Raw genomic sequence first — 16,831 nt, forward strand, 5'->3', positions numbered from 1 at the left:
TTGTCCGCTATAAAAACTGGTAGTTTTCGTCAGAATTTTATTAAATAATTTAGATTCTATATTCTAAGTGATTGATAATGAATGCTAATATAGCCGTAATACTATTGAAAAAAATATTAAGTATGTCCTTGGATGGGAGTTTGCATGCGTATCGTAGTTTGTGATGATGAGCCCCTAGCGCGTGAGCGCTTGGTGAGAATTGTACAGGAGTCAGGCCATGAGGTAGTTGCTCAGGCCACAACAGGTGCAGAAGCTATCGTCGCTGTAAAAACCCAGCAGCCAGATATTATATTATTAGATATCCGAATGCCTGAAATGGACGGAGTACGCTGTGCTCAAGAACTTGCCAAACTTGAGCATCCACCAGCGATTATCTTTGTGACGGCATACGACCATTATGCGATCGCAGCGTTAAAAGCCAATGCAATTGGCTATTTGTTGAAACCTGCAAACAAAGATGAGCTACTAGAGGCATTAAACAAAGCAAAGAACTTAAATGCCGCTCAACTAAATGAAATTCGCAAGCTTGAAGACCCGACAGCACGTCCGATACGTGAACATATCGCTGCTCGTACGCATCGCGGTGTTGAACTGATTAAGCTAAAAGATATCTACTATTTTGCAGCAGATCAAAAATACGTCAAAGTGCGTCACAAAGATGGCATGGTATTGATCGATGAAACGCTAAAAGAGTTAGAGCAAGAATTTGATGATCGTCTGTTCCGAGTACATCGCAATGCCATCATCAACCTTAGTTATTTGGACTTTTTAGAAACCCTAGACGCAGGTCAGTATCAGATACGTTTTAAAGGTATTGATGAGACGCTAGCGGTCAGTCGTCGTCACTTACCTGCCTTACGTGATAAAATACAAAGCATGTAATAGGCTGTCCTGATAGCGACCAATCATTCCATATCATCAAACCCTTATTTATGCTTAAATAGGGGTATTTTTTTTGCGTCAGCATCTACTATTAATCATTTGAGTCGCCTATGCTTTGGCAAACTTGCCCTATCGAGTAATATCGATATTATTCAGTATAAATATGAACAGTACTGACATAGGGACTATAGCCATTATAGTATTAGTATCGAACTTATTGAGGCCCTTTATGAGCAATCTGCAGCAACCTGTTTTGACTACTTTAAATATCGCCACACGTCAAAGTCCTCTAGCCTTATGGCAGGCTGAGCATATTCGTGATCGTTTATTGGCGTTGTATCCTAATCTGACGATTAATTTACTAAAAATTGTCACTAAGGGTGACAAGATTTTGGATACACCTTTGGCCAAAATCGGTGGTAAAGGATTGTTTGTAAAAGAGCTTGAACAAGCGTTGTATGACAAACAAGCTGATATTGCAGTGCACTCGCTAAAAGATGTACCCATGCAGCTTCCCGAAGGCCTCACATTAGGCGTCTACTGTAAACGCGCCTCACCAACAGATGCCTTTGTCTCTAATACTTATAATAGTATTGATGAGCTACCACAAGGTGCAGTCGTTGGGACATCGAGTTTACGTCGTCAATGCCAGATCAAAGCCTATCGTCCTGACCTGCAAATCAAAACGTTGCGCGGCAATGTCGGCACTCGTTTGGGCAAGCTGGATGCAGGTGAATATGATGCCATTATTCTGGCAACGAGCGGCTTGCAACGTATTGAGTTGGACGAGAGAATACGCGGTGAGCTTGACATTGCAGCTTGCTTGCCTGCAGTTGGGCAAGGTGCCTTAGCAATCGAATGCCGTGAAGGCGATGAAGAAGTCCTTAAATTACTTGCACCACTCAATGATGACAAAGCCCGTATTCGACTTATCGCTGAGCGTGCTCTGAACCGTCATTTAGAGGGCGGCTGCCAAGTACCGATCGCCGCTTATGCAGTTCTGCAGACAGCTGAAGAAACCAGCGTTAATAATGATAACAATGGTGATAACGGCAATAACGACAGCGGGAATGTGCTATGGCTACGCGGTCGAGTGGGTCAGGCCGATGGTAGCGAATTGTTGAAGGCAGACAAACGAGCTACGTTGGTTGGGACACAAGCTGAGCAAGAATCCCAAGCCAACCAACTGGGTATCGATGTCGCAGAAATGCTACTTGCCGATGGTGCAGGCGCTATTTTGTCAGCGATCTATCAGCCTGAGTAGTAAAAGTACAGTCGCTATAGGTTGGATTAACCGTAAGATAGGCTGATCTAAGCATCAGCCATTTTTATATACTTAAGCCTTTTTCATTCGTTTTTGTCATGGTATATCGATGTCATCAATGCCAACTCAGTCTACATACATAACTTCTCATAAGAATTATGCTAATGATAAGTCAAAAGTAATGCCGCAAATTGTCATCAATACTCGCCCAGTAGAGCGAGCAGCACCGTTGACGCAGCATTTGCAAGCGGCAGGATTGGTAGTGATTGAGATGCCAATGTTGACGCTACGACCACGACCAACAACTGATCTAGATATTGCATTAATGCATCAGTGGTTGGCGGGGGCGTACAAAGCACTTGTTGTCGTTAGCCCAACTGCAGCGGCTTCAGGGTTAGCCGTTTGGCAATCACTTGAACATGAAAAGCGTAAACACAAAACGAAAGACGATAATGACAAGTACGCACATAGTTTACTAGAAGGTTTATCATTACCTAGTCCTCTGGTTGCGGTTGGTGAAGCAACGGCGGCAGAGTTCAGTCAGGTGCGTATAAATACAACAGACTATCAAATACTTCAGCCTGAGACTGCCAATAACGAAGGCATGCTAGCAATGACTGAAATTGATAGCTTACAAGCAGGCGATAAATTGCTGATATGGCGCGGGCTTGGCGGACGACGATTATTGGTTGATACATTGCAGGCGCGCGGTGTACATATCGATAGTATTGCTTGGTACGAGCGTACAATGCCTATCGATGCAATGGCTGAATATCAGCAGTGGCAACAAGCATTTCTTACTCATAGTACTACGTCAGATATTGCCCTACCAAAGCAGCCAAAGCCAATTGTCGTAATCAGCAGTGCGGCGGCTTTTGAGCATTGGTCAAGTATCGTCAATGACGAGCAATCGAAGACGTTAAAAAAAGAGCAAAATTCTGATGCAGTGGCTGATATAGAACAGCGGCTTTCGCTTACGCTAAAAGATTTTTTTTACGTTGTGTTGGGTGAGCGTCTGGCCAATATGGTTGACGCACAGCAGTTGAGCTACTGGCGAGTAGAGGATTTGTCGCCAGATACGATTCTCTCAGCCATTCATTCTAAAATATAATACCTTAAACTTCCCATTTGCTTTAAACATGTTTATCTATACCAATAACGGTACTGCCTTATGTCAATGAATTCTGAGTCCTTATCTAAGGATCCTTCTACTGTTCAGCAGCGCCGGCAAGCAAATATTTTGCTGCTACGGATGCAATGGCTGGTTATCTTATTACTGATCGCTGCATTATTGTGGCTATATATTAGTCAGCAGCGCTTTCAGCATAGTGTCAACGACCGTTTGCAGAGTAATGAGCAAGTAATCAGTCGACTAAACGAAATGGACGACCGTCTATTTGCCATGAGTCAGCAGACGTTGCCAGAACCTAGAGTTAAGGCCAGTAGCCAAGCTCAGAATCAGTTGGACCTATTGCGTATCCAAATTAAAGCGGCTGATAGACTGTTGGCGGATAGTAATGACAGTGCCGCGATTGAGTTATTGCGAGGTCTACATTGGCAGTTATCGCAAAGCAGTAATGAAATTGCACCTGCGCTAACCATCGTTATAAAGCAAAGTTTGATTAAAGATATTGAGCGTCTGCAGGCACAAAGCTCACAGCCAAGCCCGTGGCAAATACAAAATCTTGCGATTCAGAACATTCAGGAGTTTTTGCACAGTCATGAGCGTCTTGGCAGTTATGAAGGTACGGATCTACAGCGTCGAGAGCTGGTAGATGCAGCTACTGAGAACAAGCAGCTACTCAAAGCAACCAATGCCACTGATACCTCAGCGACTGGTGATACAAATTTAACGCGTCGTCAGCTCACTATCCATGAAGTCATCATGACGTTGAATTTAGCAAGCCAAGCCAGCAATATGCGTAAGCAAGATCAACTTGTCAGCTATTTGACGCAGGCACGCAAACAGTTAAAAACGTTGGTACCTAAAGCTTCAACTAGCGATAATAAAAAATCAGTACAAGCTGGCGCGATTGGAATTGTACAAGCAAATAAAAAACCAATCGATGGTCAAAGTAATCTTGAGACAATGAAAGCACCGAGTGACATACCAGAAGTAATTGTATGGCTAAATCAGTTGATTGCTCATGCACCAAAACCAACGCCATTATTGACGACAGAAATTTTAGACAAGCCGCAACGCTAAAGAGAGTTAGTCACAAGAGTTAATACAGAAAATATAAAACGTAAGGTAAGCAATGACCCACTCTAATGAAAAGTCAGTATCTATATCTGATGCAGCAAACGAACACCGCCCTGAATTACTAGCTCATTATCCCGTTATTCATCATCAACCTATCCAGTGGGGAGAGATGGATGCCTTCAATCACCTGAACAATGTGGTTTACTATCGTTACGCTGAGTCAGCACGCATTAGTTATTTGCATGCGCTAGGTATGTTTGATGGCAGTATGGTCACTGTTTTAGCCCAGTCTAGCTGCCAGTATTTACGCCCAGTTATTTATCCTGATACATTATTATTAGGAGTTCGTTGTAAGCGTTTAGGCAATACAAGTATGGCGATGGAATATAGTTACTATAGTACTGCGCAAGAGATCATCGTTGCTACGGCAGAGGCTGTGGTAGTACGTCTGGATAGTGATGGAAAAGGTAAATTGCCATGGACAGCAGCAGAGCGTCAACAGCTGCTAGCATTGGAAGCCAAGTTTGGTCATACGCCTGAGCTTTAGGTTGGTTTCTATATGAGTCGATGATTCATTTTTTCAAAAAAATTATTATAAATTAAAAGCTAAAAACAAAAAAGGCACGCTAACATGATGTTAGCGTGCCTTTTTTATCACTCATTCTGCAACTACTTTCTTAAATAGTCGTTAGTCTTGTTGTGGTGCATGAACAAAATCAACCACGTTTAGATCAAAACCTGATAATGCAAAAAATTTCATTGGCGATGATAATAAGCGCATATCACGGACACCTAAATGACGTAATATCTGTGCACCAACACCGATGCTACGATAAGGTTGCTGCGTGATGGTTGATTGCGACTCGTTGTCCGCGGCTTTATCCAGCGCATCTCCCAAATCAACTGGCTGATTACTACCAATCCATACGAGCACACCGCGATCTGAAGCACTGATTTCTTCTAGTGCTGACTGTACGCTCCAACCACTACGGCCAGTCATATCATTTTTAGCAGCGAATAAGTCGCGTAATGGGTGGAAACCATGAACACGTACAGTGCTGATGCCTTCGCTAACATCACCTTTTACCAAGGCTAAATGTGTTTCTTCAGCGCCAAACTCACGGAAGCGATGTAGCGTAAAAGTACCGTGTTCAGTTTCAAACGGATGTGACTCAATCTCTTCTACCGTTTGCTCATTAGCGATACGATAATTGATAAGGTCAGCAATCGTGCCTATCTTGATGTCATGCTCTTTTGCAAATATTTCAAGGTCGTCACGGCGCGCCATCGTACCATCTGCATTGATAATCTCTACAATCACCGCTGCTGGCTCTAGACCTGCTAAACGTGCTAAATCACACCCTGCTTCTGTATGGCCTGCACGGTGAAGAACACCGCCGTTTTGTGCCATAATTGGAAAAATATGTCCAGGCTGAACGATGTCTTCAGGCTTTGCTGATGAAGATACCGCTGCCTGAATAGTACGTGCACGATCACCAGCAGAAATACCAGTGGTGACGCCTTCAGCTGCTTCAATCGAGACAGTAAAGTTGGTGCTGAATTTAGCTTCGTTACGATCTGACATTAGTGGCAGTGCCAATTGCTGGCAACGCGCTTGTGATAAGGTCAAGCAAACAAGACCACGCGCGTGAGTAATCATAAAGTTAATATCTTCAGGGCGGACATGCGTCGCTGCCATGATGATATCACCTTCATTTTCGCGGTCTTCATCATCCATCAAGATGACCATTTTTCCAGCACGAATGTCTTCGATAATCTCAGGAATTGCATTTAAACTCATAGTAAATCTCAATATTTTATTATTTATAAATAGATGTCATTTGGAATATAGGGCTCTATCTGCTTATTGTAGCAGTAGATAATACAAAGCGCTGTTACGGTCAAGCAAAGCGCTACTACGGTCAAGTAAATCGCGCTATAAGCAATATCATTTGATATAAAAGTGACTCGCTTAATTGCCTGTATATATCATTATGAGGTTATTTTAACGCTTTTCAGCGTCACGTGCTGCGCCATCTTCCCACTATATCGTTCAGTATGTCAAAAATAGTCATAAATATTATCAATGAACATTAAAACTGACTCGTAAATCTGTGCGTTATCTTTTTTATTGATCTATATCACAGTTAATCATTGCTCGCCGCTTGGCTTTTTAGCCAGTCCATAAATTGCTTACTGTGCTGCTCACGCTGATTATCTGCAAACTCGTAGAAACTGCTACCAACCAAATTATCTGGTAAGTAGCTTTGTGGATAGTAATGGTTAGGATAGTCGTGCGGGTAAGCATAACCTTGACCATAGCCTTGACTATGCATCAGTTTGGTCACGCCATTGCGCAAATGTAGCGGTACAGGTGAAGCATCTTTTTCAGCCAACGCCATCGCAGCATTGATTGCTTTATAAGTGCTATTGCTTTTGGCACTGGTCGCTAAATACACCACAACTTGCCCTAAAATAATACGTGCTTCTGGCATACCAATAGATTGCACACTACGTAATGCTGCATCAGCTAGGAGTAAAGCATTAGGATTGGCATTACCGATATCTTCACTGGCCAAAATCACCAAGCGCCGCGCAATAAAATCAGCAGGTTCGCCGCCTACGAGCATACGTGCCATCCAATACAATGCCGCATCTGGATCTGAGCCGCGGACGGACTTTATCATCGCTGAGATAATATCGTAATGCTGCTCGCCATCTTTGTCATATCTTACCAAAGCAGTCTGTGCCACTCGGCTGACCAATTCATCATCGATAATCACTGGCGACTGCTTGGCATCAGCAGTCTGAATGGCTAACTCTAATAAATTTAGCGCTTTTCGAGCATCACCGTGGGCCAATTGACTAATGGTATCTTTTGCTTGTAAATCGACGGTCAATCTTTTGAGTATATTGTCTTCCGAAAGGGCTCGTTGCAGCACGGCACTTATCTGCTCAGGTGTTAACGGCTCTAAACGATATACTTGGCAACGTGACAGTAGAGCGTTGTTGACACTAAATGACGGGTTCTCCGTAGTGGCACCAATCAAAGTAATATCACCAGACTCTACCGCACCCAATAGTGCATCTTGCTGTGCTTTATTAAAGCGATGAATCTCATCGATGAAGACCACAGGTGATTCAAATGCCAACGAATCTTTATTATCTAAGACTTCGCGTAACTGTTTGACTCCAGTATTTAACGCGGAAAGCGCATGAAAAGGTCTATTCACGGCATCGGCTAACAACATCGCAATGGTTGTTTTGCCAATACCTGCTTCACCGTGCAGGATAATAGATGGCAGGTGTCCTTGCTCTACCAAACGTCGTAACGGTGCACCAGTTGCCAGCAAATGCTCTTGACCAATGATTTCGGTAAGAGAAGTAGGGCGCATACGCTGAGCAAGTGGGGTATCGGCATGGAAGTTAGGTGGCATAAGATTCTCTATCGAAAAATAAAAAAGCTATCTACTAGCTGCAATGGTAGTAATGGCAAGGTCTTTATAGTTAAATCTAAATAACAGCATACTAGTCTAACTCCATCATTCTCATTGGGTTTCGACACTCATATATGTTTGGCATGATTTTCGCAGCAATTTTATAATAGCAATGAGTATTAGACATCAGCAGTAGAAGTAAGCTAGTTTATAAGGATGGTACTTGTTATAAGTCATACGCGCTAGGTTAGCGCAAAAATATGTTAATGAAAGCTAACTAAGCGTATAGCTTGTGTCCGGAGTACTTTAGTTTTCATCATTCATCTATATTAACGGCTCTACTATTAACAGTTCTACCGTATCGATGAGAAAAGTTAGCCAATCGCGACCATTAACTATTAAAAATGGCTTATCAAATATAAGGTATTGCATTAACGATGTCTGAACCGACTCTTAAACGCTTATTCAATAGCTACTTGCGTAGTGATACAGGTAAGCAGCAGTCACGTTATCTGACAGCTGGCGAGATAGCGTTGGCGTATTCAGTATTTGGTGACAGCATCAAACTTGATGAAGTGCAGTTAAAGACAGTGTGGTGGGTACTAAAACATTATGCAGTTAGCCCTAATGGCAATATTTACTTTAATTCAGTCGATTGGATTAAGGATTTTAGCGAAGCTCCACTGAGCAAACAAAGCTGGCTCATACACGAGCTAACGCACGTATGGCAGTTACAGCAAGGCTTAAAAGTGGTACGCGGAGCAATCATCAACCGAAAATATGACTACGTGTTAGAAACAGGTAAATCATTTTTTAAGTATGGTATTGAGCAGCAGGCACGCATGGTTCAAGACTATTTTGTACGTCGTCAGCGTGGTCAGAACTGCCAAGAGTGGGAAACTTGTATTCCATTTTTGACAGAGCAGCCTATTGTTAAGACAGAAAATACTGATGATCCATCAGTCATCTAGTTTTTAAAAAAAACAGTAAGCTTGGTTATGATAAGCATAACCGAGCTATAGAACGATTGAGTTATATAGTAATTGAGATACAGGACAGTTGGATAAATACTGGATAACTATATTGGGCAATTTAACAGCCAACTGTGTCGCTAAAAATCAAAGAATAACGAACCGCAATGGTAATTTACCCTTTAATAATTTTGCTTTACCAAAGGATATGTACTCTCATGTTTAAATTTTTGTCAGTAAAGCCTAATGTTGATACCCGCTATCCACCGACTTTGCTTGTAGCCGCACTGTCAGGAGTGTTGTTTTTGACAGGCTGTCAGCAGTCTGACACAGCGTCTGTAGCTGATGACAGTCAAACCAGTGAAAAAACAACCGTAGAAGACAGTCAGCCTATGCCAAAAAGCGACTCAGCTGCTGCGCGCATAAAACAATTTCAGCCGATATATGTCGCACAGGCGCAGAGTTTACAGAGACGATTGCAAGCAGAATATGAGTCATTGCAAGCGGCAGATACGTCAGACAGTGAGGAGCTATTATTACTGAGTACTAATAATAGTGAAAATACAGATAGTAATAACGAAGTAGCGACCGATAATACCGCTCCTATTGCAAATACTACTGCTACCAGTTCTGAAGAAGTGGTGTCATCGAATAACGATATCGCCCCGATAGACAGCAATTCAAATGTAGATGCAGAGGTTGACGTCAATACTAGCACTGAAGTTGGTGAGCGTGATTTGACGGTGTTAAAACGCATCAGTCTTGAGCCGCGTAAACCTGTTATGTTGACCGAGGACCAAATTATAGAACGCTATCAGCAGACCATGGACGCTTTATATCAACCGGTGACAACACCGCTGAGCGCAGAGGATTCTGATACATTAATCAATGTGGCAACCTTGGTTCCGCAGTTACTTGAGCATGCAGAGATTGCTGGCAGAGTAAGTGCGAAAAGTCCAGCACTTGCCCGTTTAATCATTCAGCATCAGGTATGGGAACAAATAGAAGCTCAACAAGTGGTTGATATGCAGCAAATGAAACAGCAGCAGCAACAAGAGTTTGAAGCTTTAATGGCTAAATTTAATGAAACTATCGAAGGATACGATGAGCAGATTGCCAAATATGAGCAGACGTTAAAAGAGTTTCAGTAACTGACTATATTTTTATGAACTGATTGAATTAATCATTTCTCATAAAACAATCAATATCAAATAACGAGAGTTAAGACAATAAAAAATCCCGCACGATGTCGGGATTTTTTATTGGGTAACGATTATTTTTGCTTACTTGCGATCTTCAACTTTTACAAAATCACGGCGCGTTTCACCAGTGTATAACTGACGTGGACGACCGATTTTGAACGGTGCACTGTGCATTTCTAACCAATGGCTGATCCAACCTGAAGTACGAGCCAATGCAAAGATTACGGTAAACATTGACGTTGGGATACCAATGGCTTTCAAAATGATACCAGAGTAGAAATCAACGTTTGGATATAAGTTACGCTCGATGAAGAACGGATCTTCTAACGCAATTTTCTCTAGTGCCATTGCCAATTCAAGCTTAGGATCGTTGATACCTAGTGCTTCTAGTACTTCATCACAAGTCTCTTTCATTACTTGAGCGCGTGGATCGAAGTTTTTGTAAACACGGTGACCAAAGCCCATTAGCTTCACTTCACGGCTCTTCACTTTTTCCATGAACTCAGGCACGTTCTCAACAGTACCGATTTCGTCTAGCATCTCAAGAACAGCTTCGTTCGCGCCGCCATGTGATGGTCCCCAAAGGGCTGCAATACCAGCAGCGATACATGCATAAGGGTTTGCACCAGTAGAACCAGCTAAACGTACCGTTGACGTAGAAGCGTTTTGCTCATGGTCAGCGTGCAAGGTAAAGATTTTGTCCATTGCGCGAGTGATAACGTCGTTTTTCTCGTAGTCTACATCAGCAGGCGTTGCAAACATCATGTATAAGAAGTTTTCTGCGTAGTTAAAGTCATTACGCGGATACATGAACGGTTCGCCTTGTGAGTATTTATAACTCATCGCAGCAAGCGTAGGCATCTTAGCAATCAGACGAATAGCTGTGATTTCGCGATGCTCTTCATTGCTCACGTCTAGGTCTTCATGGTAGAACGCTGATAAAGCACCAACGACACCAACCATGATAGCCATTGGATGCGCGTCACGGCGGAAGCCTTCAAAGAATTTACGCAATTGATCATGAACAGCAGTATGCTCGCGGATTTTTTCAAAAAATTCTGCTTTTTGCTCAGCAGTAGGTAGGTCACCATGTAAAAGTGCATAAGCAACTTCTAGGTATTCAGCATTGTTCGCTAGCTCGTCGATAGGGTAGCCGCGGTGTAATAACTCGCCTTTGCCACCATCAATATAAGTAATCTTTGATTCAACAGGAGCAGTTACTTTAAAACCAGGGTCATAAGACCAAAATCCTGATTCTTGTAAAGCAGCAATATCGATAACTGGGCGCCCTAAAGTACCTTTAATAATAGGAAGTTCGTATTCTTCACCATTCACGGTTAGTTTGGCATTAGTATCAGCCATAAATTGCTCTCCATTGGTTTGACTTGTTAGAATAAATTACTACAGACGCATACCCTCGCGTCATTGTCGGTTGAACAGTAAAAGTGCATTCAACTCATTTAGTACGCAGGGTATATTAGCAGCAATTCTTGATGATTTGAAAAAACTTTTATGGAGCATGTGTCCAATTGGCGCGGTGTGGCGGTAGTTATTCGCTGCAATTTTTGTATCAAAATATGTCTGTCAGGTTATTTTGCTTAAAATTCCTCTGTTTTTGAGCAAGTTTATAGCAGCATTATCGGAGCAATATTTTGGGTTTCTAAATATATTTAAGAGACAAAACTCATAAATAATGACACCAAAAACTGGCAGACTATGCCTAGTAAGCGGATTAAAGTTTGTCATAATAATCACTGTTAAAACCAGTATTATCCTTATCCATTCATTTATTGATTAAATATGTATATATTCTTACTGAATGGATAAATTTGTAATTATTGCTCAGGCATTTTATAATTGTAGGAATTAACTGGCACTAGCTTTGCGCGAATTAATAAATGACCATGTTATAGTGTCGTTCAGAGCGTCTTCTATTCATGCTTATTTACGATTGTCTGATGTTACGATAGACCAAACCGCATTCTATGGTTTGAACTTTCTTCTTAACCGATATTTTTTATTTGTTTGGCACAAGATTTTGAATGCCTAATATAAGGTCTGCTCTGATATAGAAGACATAGTAACGTTGTCTTACTATTCATACGACCTCTAAAATAGACTGGTTAGTCGATGTTACTCATGTTTATTCTCTTTGTTGTATAATAGATAGGTTGTTTGATAGGCCTGTCGATTCGACAAGCGACATTGAACAGTCTATCAATACCTTTATATACATGATCCTTTCTTCATATTTAGCGCAAACTAAACGAAGTCAGCTAGCTCTTCCTTACTTTATTCGTCTCGTGTGTTGCTCAATGCTCAATTGGCACTATTTATGTCAGGCGTTGATAGCAGATACAGGAGTATAACCGCAAAAGGATGCCCGCTGTGAAAAGCAACCGACCTATTGATCTGCCTTTAAGCCAAGTGATTAGCGTTAATCGCTCACCGATCGCGATCGCCTCTATCTTGCATCGTATCTCTGGCATTATTTTATTTTTATTGATTCCTGTCATGTTATGGATACTACAGAACTCATTGGCATCGCCTGAGAGTTTTGCGACCGTATTTGACAACGTACTTGTGCGCTTTTTAGCATGGATATTTGTTGCCGCCATTGCATATCATTTTGTGATGGGTATCAAACATTTATTTGCTGATATGGGCATGAACGAAGAGCTAAAATCTGGCCGCACTGCCTCTATGGTCAGTTTTGTGATTGCAGCGATTTTAGTTGTCGCGTCATTTGTATGGGTGATGTTCTAATGATAAAAAATGATTCAGGAATCAAAAGTGCTACTGGTCTGACAGGTTCAGGCTCACGTGATTGGATTATTCAGCGTATTAGTGCTGTTGTTTTAGCCGTTTATAGTGTGGTATTGCTGGGCTTCTTTTTGACCCATGGCGATGTCACTTTTGTTGAATGGTCATCATTTATGACCAGCCTACCAATGCGTCTATTCAGCTTGGTTGCAGTACTTGCACTAGCTGGTCATGCTTGGGTTGGGATGTGGACAGTATTTACTGACTATATTACAACAGGCAAACTGGGCTCAAGCGCAGCAGGTTTACGTTTAGTACTACAGTCATTGATGATTATCGCTATTTTAGTCTTTCTATTTTGGGGCATCATGATTTTTTGGGGTAACGGTTTCGGTATCGCTACCGTTTAACCATCTCATAAAAAGCTCTGATATCTATATATAACGACGGATGCATCCAACTGATACATTAGTTGGTAAGGTACTTTAGAGTCATCCGTTGATAGCCAAGAATAGTCATAGCATTGGACTAGCATTACTGATCAGCTAATCTGATTATAGTTGAGTATGCTTAGTTCAGTATAACGATAGATATGCAAATTAAGTGGTTAACGACTATTAATACTCTTTATTTTATAAGCTTAGAAATGGCCAAATAGTAAGCCTTTATAGCTGTAATAGAGATGTCTCAAACAGTCTTTGATTTACTTTTACGCATTAACAGGCATTAGGAAAACCGTAATGGCAACTAGACAAGACAATACCATTAGTAATATCAAGACCCTAAACTACGATGCAGTTATCGTTGGTGGCGGCGGCTCAGGTATGCGTGCTTCATTGCATTTAGCGGAAGCAGGCATGAAGGTTGCAGTCCTTACCAAAGTATTCCCAACGCGTTCGCATACGGTTGCCGCTCAGGGTGGTATCGGTGCAAGTTTGGGCAACATGAGCAATGACAACTGGCACTTTCACTTTTATGATACCGTTAAAGGATCAGATTGGTTAGGTGACCAGGACGCTATCGAATATATGTGCCGTGAAGCGCCAAAAGTAGTCTATGAGCTTGAGCACATGGGCATGCCGTTTGACCGTAACGAAGATGGTACGATCTATCAGCGTCCGTTCGGTGGTCATACGTCTAACTATGGCGAAAAAGCAGTACAACGTGCTTGTGCCGCTGCTGACCGTACAGGTCACGCACTATTACATACGCTATATCAGAAAAACCTAGAGCAGGGCACTGAGTTCTTTATCGAGTGGATCGCCCTTGACTTGATCAAAGACGAAGCTGGTAACATCAACGGTGTCGTCGCGCTTGAGCAAGAGACGGGTACGATTGCAGTATTCCAGTCACCAATTACTGTCCTAGCGACAGGTGGTGCTGGTCGTATCTTCGCAGCTTCTACCAATGCTTATATCAATACTGGTGACGGTATTGGCATGGCAGTACGTGCTGGTATTCCATTGCAAGACATGGAATTCTGGCAGTTCCATCCAACTGGTGTTCATGGTGCAGGTGTACTATTAACTGAAGGTTGCCGCGGTGAAGGCGCTATCTTGCGTAACAAAGATGGCGAAGCGTTCATGGAGCGTTATGCACCAACCGTGAAAGACTTGGCACCACGTGATCTCGTATCGCGCTCGATGGACCAAGAAATCAAAGAAGGCCGTGGTTGTGGTCCTAATGCTGATCATATCGTCATGGATATGACGCATCTAGGTGTTGAAACCATCATGAAGCGTCTACCATCAGTATTTGAGATCGGTAAAAACTTCGCCAACGTTGACATCACTAAAGAGCCAATTCCAGTAATCCCAACCATTCACTACATGATGGGCGGTATTCCAACCACTATTCATGGTCAAGTGATTGTGCCGGATCTAGAAGCGGGTACTGATGAAGACGGTCTATATGCAAAAGGCAATGTGGTTAAAGGTCTTTATGCAATCGGTGAATGTGCTTGTGTAAGTGTACATGGTGCTAACCGTCTAGGTACGAACTCTCTGCTAGATCTATTGGTATTTGGCCGTGCAGCTGGTAAGCATATCGTTGATGAGTTCCACCATGCAGATCACAACTATAAGCCGCTTGATCCACGCGTACTTGACTTTACAGTGAAGCGTTTAGACAAGCTGCAACAGTCTACTGAAGGCTACAATGCTCAAGACGTGGCTGATGAGATTCGTGCTACGATGCAAAAACACGCTAGTGTATTCCGTACGCAAGCGATGATGGACGAAGGCGTTGAGAAGATTTTAGCGCTAGGTGAAAAAATCGACAAGATTCATCTTGGCGATAAATCACAAGTGTTCAACACAGCACGTATTGAGGCATTCGAAGTTGCTAACTTATATGAGGTAGCAAAAGCGACAATGATATCTGCAGCGAAGCGTCATGAAAGCCGCGGCGCACACAGTGTATCTGATTATGATCGTCCAGAAGATGATGATTACGCACCTAACGGCCGTAATGACCACGATTGGATGAAGCATACTTTATGGTACTCTGAAGGCAATCGCATCATTTATAAGCCAGTACGTAAAGTGCCATTAACCGTTGATTATATCGAACCAAAAGTCCGCGTCTACTAATTCTAGACTGCATGCTTTATATATAGTTGATAGATAACAGCAGTGTTAACGTTTTATCCCTTATTAATTTATTAAAAAGGTGACCGCCAGCTACATGCTCATGCCAGCGCTACTACGCTATTAATTGGTACCCGATACTGGTTATCAGTACTGATTAATAGCTAGCGCAAATATGTTGCAATCTTTGTATGCCCGCCATCACCTACGTGTGGAGTTTAGCATTATGAGCCGAGGTACTCGCACCATCGAAATCTATCGCTACGATCCAGATCTGGACGCAGCGCCACGTATGCAAACTTATACGATTGAACTACTTGATTCAGATCGTATGTTGCTTGACGTATTATTACGCCTAAAGAAAGAAGATGAAACGCTTACTTTCCGTCGCTCTTGCCGTGAAGGTATTTGTGGCTCTGACGGCATGAACATCAATGGTAAAAACGGTTTGGCATGTCTAATCAACATGAACACGCTACCAGAAAAAGTAACGGTTCGTCCGCTACCTGGTTTGCCAGTGGTTCGTGATTTGGTTGTTGATATGAACCAGTTCTATGAGCAGTATGAGAAAGTACATCCATATTTAATTAATGATCAGCCAGCACCACCAACAGAGCGTTTACAGTCGCCTGAACAGCGTGAAAAGCTGAACGGTCTATACGAATGTATCCTATGTGCTTGTTGTTCAACCAGCTGCCCATCATTCTGGTGGAACCCTGATAAGTTCCTAGGACCATCAGCGTTATTACATGCCTATCGCTTCGTTGCTGATAGTCGTGACGGTGATACTCAAGCACGTTTAGCTCGCTTAGACGATCCGTTTAGCTTGTTCCGTTGCCGCGGTATCATGAACTGTGTATCAGTTTGTCCAAAAGGCTTGAATCCAACCAAAGCGATCGGTCACTTACGTAATATGTTGATTGACCAAGCTGGTTAAGCACAAATAATTAATCTTTATAGTTACCATACGAAAAACACCACCTATTCATTAGGTGGTGTTTTTGTTAGTTAAAAAGCTGATATATAGATTTACTACTTTTATAGCTGACCTGTCATTTAAAAGATATGATGAATTTAGCCTATTGAAAAATAGGTTTTAAATGATTTATGAGTAAAACTGTATGGTCAATACGTTGGTCGTATGTAAGAAGAAATAATACATAGACAATCACCCTATATAATCGAATATAGACACAGTCGAATTTTGGTATAATTGTATTTGGTATTTAATGAGATGATCAAAGCGTCTTTTTTAGCGCTTAATATGTATCGTTTGAGCAGATTATGACATTATCAGGCTAAAATACTATGCGCACAATGATTATGCGTTTATAATTGATGATAGATATTCATTACATAAATACCTAGTATTGAACAAACAAACTATGTCGCAAAAAATGGGCATGATAATCTATACAGCAATGTATGTCTGTCTGAAAAGGCAGGATTTATCAGCAAATTTAGGGTAACTCAGCATCAATAACCAGTTTATAGGTTAGCTGAAAATATAATTATCTATTA

The 16,831-nt window shown here is 41.9% G+C and carries 14 protein-coding genes; 11 read left to right on the plus strand and 3 right to left on the minus strand.

What is annotated here, in order from left to right; all coding sequences use genetic code 11:
* The first annotated feature begins 144 nt into the window (after positions 1–144).
* From JMY00_RS04605 to JMY00_RS04625, 5 genes are all read left to right on the plus strand, one after another.
* Complete coding sequence (locus tag JMY00_RS04605; RefSeq protein WP_102078269.1) at positions 145–882, plus strand: LytTR family DNA-binding domain-containing protein; 738 nt, start codon at positions 145–147, stop codon at positions 880–882.
* Between the two features lie 229 nt (positions 883–1,111).
* The gene (gene hemC, locus JMY00_RS04610; protein WP_201579280.1) at positions 1,112–2,146 is read left to right on the plus strand and encodes a hydroxymethylbilane synthase; all 1,035 of its coding nucleotides are present in this window, start codon (positions 1,112–1,114) and stop codon (positions 2,144–2,146) included.
* Positions 2,147–2,255: 109 nt separating this feature from the next.
* Positions 2,256–3,257 carry a uroporphyrinogen-III synthase gene (locus tag JMY00_RS04615; RefSeq protein ID WP_201579281.1) on the plus strand — a complete coding sequence of 334 codons (1,002 nt, stop codon included), beginning with the start codon at positions 2,256–2,258 and terminating at the stop codon, positions 3,255–3,257.
* Positions 3,258–3,317: 60 nt separating this feature from the next.
* On the plus strand, positions 3,318–4,352 hold the full coding sequence (locus JMY00_RS04620; protein ID WP_201579282.1) for a hypothetical protein: 1,035 nt from the start codon (positions 3,318–3,320) through the stop codon (positions 4,350–4,352).
* Positions 4,353–4,404: 52 nt separating this feature from the next.
* Positions 4,405–4,896, plus strand: a complete 492-nt coding sequence (locus JMY00_RS04625) for an acyl-CoA thioesterase (protein WP_201579283.1) — start codon at positions 4,405–4,407, stop codon at positions 4,894–4,896.
* Between the two features lie 141 nt (positions 4,897–5,037).
* Here the strand turns inward: JMY00_RS04625 and ribBA are convergent, their stop codons facing one another.
* Both ribBA and JMY00_RS04635 read right to left on the minus strand, forming a co-directional pair.
* Positions 5,038–6,150, minus strand: a complete 1,113-nt coding sequence (ribBA, locus tag JMY00_RS04630) for a bifunctional 3,4-dihydroxy-2-butanone-4-phosphate synthase/GTP cyclohydrolase II (protein WP_102092681.1) — start codon at positions 6,148–6,150, stop codon at positions 5,038–5,040.
* 346 nt (positions 6,151–6,496) lie between these two features.
* A complete protein-coding gene (locus JMY00_RS04635) occupies positions 6,497–7,786 on the minus strand; it encodes a replication-associated recombination protein A (protein ID WP_201579284.1) in 1,290 nt (429 codons plus the stop codon).
* Between the two features lie 437 nt (positions 7,787–8,223).
* On the opposite strand from JMY00_RS04635, the gene JMY00_RS04640 reads away from it, so the two are divergent.
* Both JMY00_RS04640 and JMY00_RS04645 read left to right on the plus strand, forming a co-directional pair.
* The gene (locus tag JMY00_RS04640) at positions 8,224–8,757 is read left to right on the plus strand and encodes a type IV secretion protein Rhs (protein WP_240990651.1); all 534 of its coding nucleotides are present in this window, start codon (positions 8,224–8,226) and stop codon (positions 8,755–8,757) included.
* Positions 8,758–8,975: 218 nt separating this feature from the next.
* Complete coding sequence (locus JMY00_RS04645; protein WP_201579285.1) at positions 8,976–9,908, plus strand: hypothetical protein; 933 nt, start codon at positions 8,976–8,978, stop codon at positions 9,906–9,908.
* A 132-nt stretch (positions 9,909–10,040) separates the two neighbouring features.
* On the opposite strand, the gene gltA is transcribed toward JMY00_RS04645, so the two are convergent.
* Positions 10,041–11,321 carry a citrate synthase gene (gltA, locus tag JMY00_RS04650; RefSeq protein ID WP_201579286.1) on the minus strand — a complete coding sequence of 427 codons (1,281 nt, stop codon included), beginning with the start codon at positions 11,319–11,321 and terminating at the stop codon, positions 10,041–10,043.
* Positions 11,322–12,338: 1,017 nt separating this feature from the next.
* Between gltA and sdhC the strand changes: the two genes are divergently transcribed.
* The 4 genes from sdhC (at position 12,339) to JMY00_RS04670 (ending at position 16,247) form a co-directional block, all read left to right on the plus strand.
* Positions 12,339–12,725 carry a succinate dehydrogenase, cytochrome b556 subunit gene (gene sdhC / locus JMY00_RS04655; RefSeq protein WP_082624524.1) on the plus strand — a complete coding sequence of 129 codons (387 nt, stop codon included), beginning with the start codon at positions 12,339–12,341 and terminating at the stop codon, positions 12,723–12,725.
* Between the two features lie 2 nt (positions 12,726–12,727).
* Positions 12,728–13,132 carry a succinate dehydrogenase, hydrophobic membrane anchor protein gene (sdhD, locus tag JMY00_RS04660; protein WP_201579334.1) on the plus strand — a complete coding sequence of 135 codons (405 nt, stop codon included), beginning with the start codon at positions 12,728–12,730 and terminating at the stop codon, positions 13,130–13,132.
* A 330-nt stretch (positions 13,133–13,462) separates the two neighbouring features.
* A complete protein-coding gene (gene sdhA, locus JMY00_RS04665; RefSeq protein ID WP_057757857.1) occupies positions 13,463–15,313 on the plus strand; it encodes a succinate dehydrogenase flavoprotein subunit in 1,851 nt (616 codons plus the stop codon).
* A 223-nt stretch (positions 15,314–15,536) separates the two neighbouring features.
* A complete protein-coding gene (locus JMY00_RS04670; protein ID WP_055123743.1) occupies positions 15,537–16,247 on the plus strand; it encodes a succinate dehydrogenase iron-sulfur subunit in 711 nt (236 codons plus the stop codon).
* Positions 16,248–16,831: the final 584 nt, after the last annotated feature.

The organism is Psychrobacter sp. Pi2-52 (assembly GCF_904846705.1).
Lineage (GTDB): Bacteria > Pseudomonadota > Gammaproteobacteria > Pseudomonadales > Moraxellaceae > Psychrobacter.

Bases quoted from the DNA above. Each gene is read 5' to 3' on its own strand.
- sdhC (WP_082624524.1), top strand. From the start codon at position 12,339: ATGCCCGCTGTGAAAAGCAACCGACCTATTGATCTGCCTTTAAGCCAA.
- ribBA (WP_102092681.1), bottom strand. From the start codon at position 6,150: ATGAGTTTAAATGCAATTCCTGAGATTATCGAAGACATTCGTGCTGGA.
- hemC (WP_201579280.1), top strand. From the start codon at position 1,112: ATGAGCAATCTGCAGCAACCTGTTTTGACTACTTTAAATATCGCCACA.
- JMY00_RS04640 (WP_240990651.1), top strand. From the start codon at position 8,224: ATGTCTGAACCGACTCTTAAACGCTTATTCAATAGCTACTTGCGTAGT.
- JMY00_RS04620 (WP_201579282.1), top strand. From the start codon at position 3,318: ATGTCAATGAATTCTGAGTCCTTATCTAAGGATCCTTCTACTGTTCAG.
- sdhA (WP_057757857.1), top strand. From the start codon at position 13,463: ATGGCAACTAGACAAGACAATACCATTAGTAATATCAAGACCCTAAAC.
- JMY00_RS04635 (WP_201579284.1), bottom strand. From the start codon at position 7,786: ATGCCACCTAACTTCCATGCCGATACCCCACTTGCTCAGCGTATGCGC.
- JMY00_RS04645 (WP_201579285.1), top strand. From the start codon at position 8,976: ATGTTTAAATTTTTGTCAGTAAAGCCTAATGTTGATACCCGCTATCCA.
- JMY00_RS04670 (WP_055123743.1), top strand. From the start codon at position 15,537: ATGAGCCGAGGTACTCGCACCATCGAAATCTATCGCTACGATCCAGAT.
- gltA (WP_201579286.1), bottom strand. From the start codon at position 11,321: ATGGCTGATACTAATGCCAAACTAACCGTGAATGGTGAAGAATACGAA.
- JMY00_RS04605 (WP_102078269.1), top strand. From the start codon at position 145: ATGCGTATCGTAGTTTGTGATGATGAGCCCCTAGCGCGTGAGCGCTTG.
- JMY00_RS04625 (WP_201579283.1), top strand. From the start codon at position 4,405: ATGACCCACTCTAATGAAAAGTCAGTATCTATATCTGATGCAGCAAAC.
- JMY00_RS04615 (WP_201579281.1), top strand. From the start codon at position 2,256: ATGTCATCAATGCCAACTCAGTCTACATACATAACTTCTCATAAGAAT.